A 4,566-nucleotide genomic window follows, 5' to 3' on the forward strand; every position below is an offset into this window, starting at 1 on the left:
CGTCGGAGAAGTAGACGAGGCCGATGCGGCCGGGCCTGGGCACCAGTCCGGTCACTTGTTGGCTCAGCCATTCGGCGGCGCCAGGACCCTCGAGGTTGAACCGCGAAAAGCCTGGCAGGTCGAGGATGCCGGCGGCGTCGCGCACCGCCAGGCACTCTTCACGCACGCGTTTCTGCCAGGGACCATCACGGCGGAAGGTCAAAGCGGCTTCTTCCGAAATGTCGTCGCCTGGCTGCGCGTACCAGGTGGCGCGCTCCCAGCCATTATAGGCGTCGAAGCAAGCGCCGCGTGCCTTGATGCGATCATGGATCGGCGACAGCTTGCGGTCGCGGCCGGCCGGCCAGGCGTGACGCGGGAACTGGATGGCGTACTCGTTGCCATAGATCTCCATGCCCTTGGCGACGCAATAGTCGGGTGCGGCGGCAAAGCTGGTAAAGCGGCGCGGGTCGCAAGACCACATGTCCCATTCCGTCTGGCCCTCGGTGACCCATTCGGCCAACACTTTGCCGGCGCCACCACCTTGCGCGATGCCGAAGGTGAACACGCAGGCCTCGAAGGCGTTGGGCACGCCGGGCATCGGCCCGATCAGCGGATTGCCGTCCGGCGCATAGGGGATTGGCCCGTTGATGACCTTGGACAGGCCGGCGGTGCCGAGAATCGGCACGCGGGCAACGGCGTCGGCTAGATAATGTTCGAGACGGTCGAGATCGTCAGGGAACAGCTGGAAGGAAAAATCCTCCGGCATCGGATCGTTGTGGGTTGCCCAGTGCGCGCGGCAATTGCGCTCATAAGGGCCCAGATTCATGCCGGTCTTTTCCTGGCGCAGATAGTAGGAGGTGTCGACGTCGCGCAGCAGCGGCAGTTTTTTGCCCTGTTCCTTCGACCAGGCCGCCAGTTCGGGGATTTCCTCGAACAATATGTACTGATGGCTCATCACCATCATCGGTACCTCGCGGCCGAACATCCGGCCGATCTCGGCGGCGCGGTAGCCGGCGGCGTTGACGACGATCTCGCAGCGGATCTCGCCCTGCGCCGTTACCACCACCCATTCATCGTTCTCGCGGCGCACGCCGGTGACCGGGCAGAAGCGGATGATCTTGGCGCCCATGTCGCGCGCACCCTTGGCCAGCGCCTGGGTCAATTGCGCCGGGTCGATATCGCCGTCACTCGGATCGTAGAGCGCGCCCTTCAGCTCATGGGTTTCGATGAAGGGGTAGCGGCGCTTGATCTCGTCGAGCCCGACCACGTCGATGTCCATGCCCTGGTAGCGGCCCATGCCCTTGGCGCGCTGGAATTCCTGCATGCGCTCTTTCGTATGAGCGAGCCTGAGCGAACCGGTGACGTGGTAGTTCATGGGATAGTCGACCGCGTCGGCCAGCCCACGATAGAGCTCGGTCGAATAGCGCTGCATGTTCATCAGCGACCATGACGAGGAGAAGGTCGGCACATTGCCGGCGGCATGCCAGGTCGAGCCGGATGTCAGCTCGTTCTTTTCCAAGAGCACGCAATCGGTCCAGCCCGCCTTGGCGAGGTGATAGAGCGAGGAGGCGCCGACGACACCGCCTCCGATGATCACCACGCGTGCCGTGGTCGGCAAACCGGCCATATCAAACCCCTTGTCTAGTAAACAGGCGGCGAAACCACCCAGATGACCACTGCCGGCTCGGCACCCGGATTGCGCCAGCGGAACGGCTTGCCGTCAAAGCGAAATGAGTCTCCCTCGCCAAGCCTGTGCCAGACGCCGGCAATCTCGATCTCGAAAGTGCCCGACGCGACATAGCCGGCTTCCTCCGTCGGCCGGCGCGCCTCGGTCTTCAGTTCCGCGCCTGGCGCAAAGACCGAGCGCAGCATCTCGAAGCTACCGCCAAGATCGGGCGACAGAAGCTCCTCCACCAAGCCGGATTCGCTTGTGCCAAGCGAGCGGCGGCTGCCGGCGCGCACGACCACGCCGCGCTCGCTCTCGACGGGCACGTCATGGCTGAAGAACAGGCTGACCGGCACGCCGAACAATTCCGCGAAGGCCCTGAGATCGCCGAGCGATGGCATCGATAGGCCGCGCTCGACCTGGCTGACCCAGCCCACCGAGCGGCCGAGCCTCAGACCAATCTCGGCCAGCGTCAATCCGCGCGCCTTGCGCAGCGCCCTGATATCGCCGGCCAGCAGCCGTTCGGCGGTTTCCTGTTCCGGTCGGATAGCGGTTGAGGGCAAAGCCAGGTTCTCGGTGGAAATTGCTCTTGGTGAAAAATGCGTGCCAAATTTCATGTGAGGTCAAGTCCGTGAAAAAATCAAGAGGATTTTCATGTAGCCACAAGAATTGCTTGCGCCTTTTTGACGGTTCATGCAAAGGCTCGGCCGCGAACGGCGAGTGGGGGCGTCCGCTCGGGACTTGAAGCGACGCGCGTTAAGTCTTTGTTTTGTGCATGCCGTTGTCCAAACCGCTACACGGTTTTGGGCGACCATGCACCTGGGACTAAGGGACGGCCCATGCTGGAAGACAATACCCGTATTGCGATGGCAATCGTCGACGAGGCGATTACATCGCGCCGGTCGGTGCGGGCCTTCCTGCCCGACATGGTCGACGACGACACGATCCGCGCAATTCTGGCCGTTGCAGCGCGTGCGCCTTCGGGCACCAACATGCAGCCATGGCGGGTCTATGTCACCAAGGGCAAGGTCAAGCAGCGGATCACCGACGCCATCCTCAATTCCGGCATCCGCGCCGAAAAGGCCGACTGGGACGAGTACCGCTACTATCCCGACCAGTTCTTCGAACCCTATCTCACGCGGCGTCGGGCGAACGGCTTCGGCCTATACGGCGCGCTCGGTATCGGCCGGCGCGAGGTCGACAAGATGCGCGCGCAGCACGACCGCAACTTCGTCTTCTTCGACGCGCCGGTGGGGATGATCTTCACCATCGACCGGCGGCTGAACAAGGGGTCGTGGATCGACTATGGCATGTTCCTGCAGAACATCATGGTGGCGGCGCGGGGCAGGGGCCTGCACACCTGCCCGCAGGCAGCCTTCGCGCCCTATCACCGGCAGATCAGGCCGGTGCTCAACATTCCCGACGAGGAGATCGTCGTCTGCGGCATGGCGCTCGGTCATGAGGACACGACCAAGCCCGAAAACGAGTTCCGCACCGACCGCGCGCCGCTCGAGGAATGGGTTACCTTCGCCAAGTGAGGTCGCTGGCGGGTAGTGGGTCAGTTTGAGGCGAAGGAAGCTGAGAAACCAATGGTGCGCGGTCCCTATAAAAATCAGGTGAAGTAGTGGCAAAATTCTCTGACGGCGACCGAGTGCTTATCACCAATTCCTATGGTTGGGGTTCAGGGGGCACTGGCACGGTTCGAGCCGCACCCGACTATGCTACAAGCCTGACCGGCGACTGGATCGATGGCGTGGCGCGGTTTGAGCCGTTTCTCGATGGAGAGAAGCTCGTATATTGGGTTGAGTTTGATAGGCCACTCGCTGACCGCAGCAAAGACGGTCCTTACGATTGTGGATCGGTGGAAGAGTCGGCGCTCTCGATAATTTCAAACTGACCCGCTTCCCGCTGGTGGGTTCGGTTGATTTACTCCGTGCTCATCGGCGCGCCATGGCCGCTGACGTGAGCACCGTCCTGCGGCGTCAGCTTGAGATAGGCGAACAGCGCGCATAGCGTGATCAGGCCTTCGATGATGAACAGGATGCGAAAATCGTTGATGCTCGCATGGCCGCCGCCGGCCAGGAGCGACAGCAACGCTGCCGCCAGGCCGACGCTGATCGCCACCGCAAGCTGCCACAATATGTAATAAAGCGCACTGAAGCGGGAGAGCTGTTCGGGCGCGATGTCCGAATAGGAGAGATTGCCGGTCGACGCCCATTGCACCGAACGGAACATGCCGAAGACGAAGATGTAGGCGAGCACGATCCAGGTTGGAGCGCTCTCCTGCATCAAGGCAAAGCCGGCGACCAGGCAGGCGGCAACCGGGGTGTTGAAGATCAGCACGCGCCGGAAGCCGAAACGGTTCAAGACGCGCGGCATGAAGAAGCGTATCAGCAGCGAGCCGATCGCGGCGACGAAGGTCAGTGATCCTGCCTGCACGGCGCTCATGCCGAAACCGAGCTGGAACATCAGCGGCAACAGGAAGACGACCGAGCTGAGGCCGATCGTGTCGAGACCGCCACCGGTCAGGAAACTGATGCGAAACGTGCGGATGCGCAGCAGATTGAGGTCGAGCAGCGGATTGCGGGAACGCAGGCAATAGAAGGCGGCGAGGGCAAGGATGGCGATGGCGAGGCCGAGTTCGCCGGCGATGATCCAGCCCATGGCATCCCTGGCGGCAAGCGAATCCATGCCGAAGACGAGCAGCGCCATGCCAATGCCGACGAGCAGGAAGCCCGGAAAATCGAATGAGGTGCGAACCGGCTTGGTTGTGGTTGGGAACAGCGAGGCCGCCAGCAGCGCGGCTGTCAACGCGAAGGGGACGTTGATGAAGAAGATCCAGCGCCAGGAAACGTAGGTGGTGAGCGCGCCGCCGACCAGCGGTCCGACCAGAGGCCCCGACTGACCGGCCAGCGAAATAT

At 62.5% G+C, this 4,566-nt stretch carries 4 protein-coding genes; 1 reads left to right on the forward strand and 3 read right to left on the reverse strand.

The genetic code is table 11. The features are described from left to right. A partial coding sequence (locus tag CN311_RS25205; RefSeq protein WP_097576381.1) for an FAD-dependent oxidoreductase occupies positions 1-1,606 on the reverse strand: 1,606 nt, incomplete at its 3' end. 14 nt (positions 1,607-1,620) lie between these two features. Then, positions 1,621-2,262 (reverse strand): helix-turn-helix domain-containing protein, encoded by a 642-nt coding sequence (locus CN311_RS25210; RefSeq protein ID WP_245440945.1) that lies wholly within the window; start codon positions 2,260-2,262, stop codon positions 1,621-1,623. A gap of 222 nt (positions 2,263-2,484) precedes the next feature. Here CN311_RS25210 and CN311_RS25215 point away from each other — a divergent pair, with 222 nt between their 5' ends. Further along, a complete protein-coding gene (locus tag CN311_RS25215) occupies positions 2,485-3,183 on the forward strand; it encodes a nitroreductase (protein ID WP_097576382.1) in 699 nt (232 codons plus the stop codon). Positions 3,184-3,571: 388 nt separating this feature from the next. Here CN311_RS25215 and CN311_RS25220 read toward each other — a convergent pair. Beyond that, the coding region (locus CN311_RS25220; RefSeq protein WP_097576383.1) for an MFS transporter at positions 3,572-4,566 on the reverse strand (995 nt) is incomplete at its 5' end.

It is taken from the genome of Mesorhizobium sanjuanii (assembly GCF_002529485.1).
In the GTDB taxonomy this organism is placed as follows: Bacteria; Pseudomonadota; Alphaproteobacteria; order Rhizobiales; family Rhizobiaceae; genus Mesorhizobium; species Mesorhizobium sanjuanii.

What these genes read in the sequence shown, in the direction of transcription:
- CN311_RS25210 (WP_245440945.1), bottom strand. Translation starts at nt 2,262, where the DNA reads ATGAAATTTGGCACGCATTTTTCACCAAGAGCAATTTCCACCGAGAAC.
- CN311_RS25215 (WP_097576382.1), top strand. Translation starts at nt 2,485, where the DNA reads ATGCTGGAAGACAATACCCGTATTGCGATGGCAATCGTCGACGAGGCG.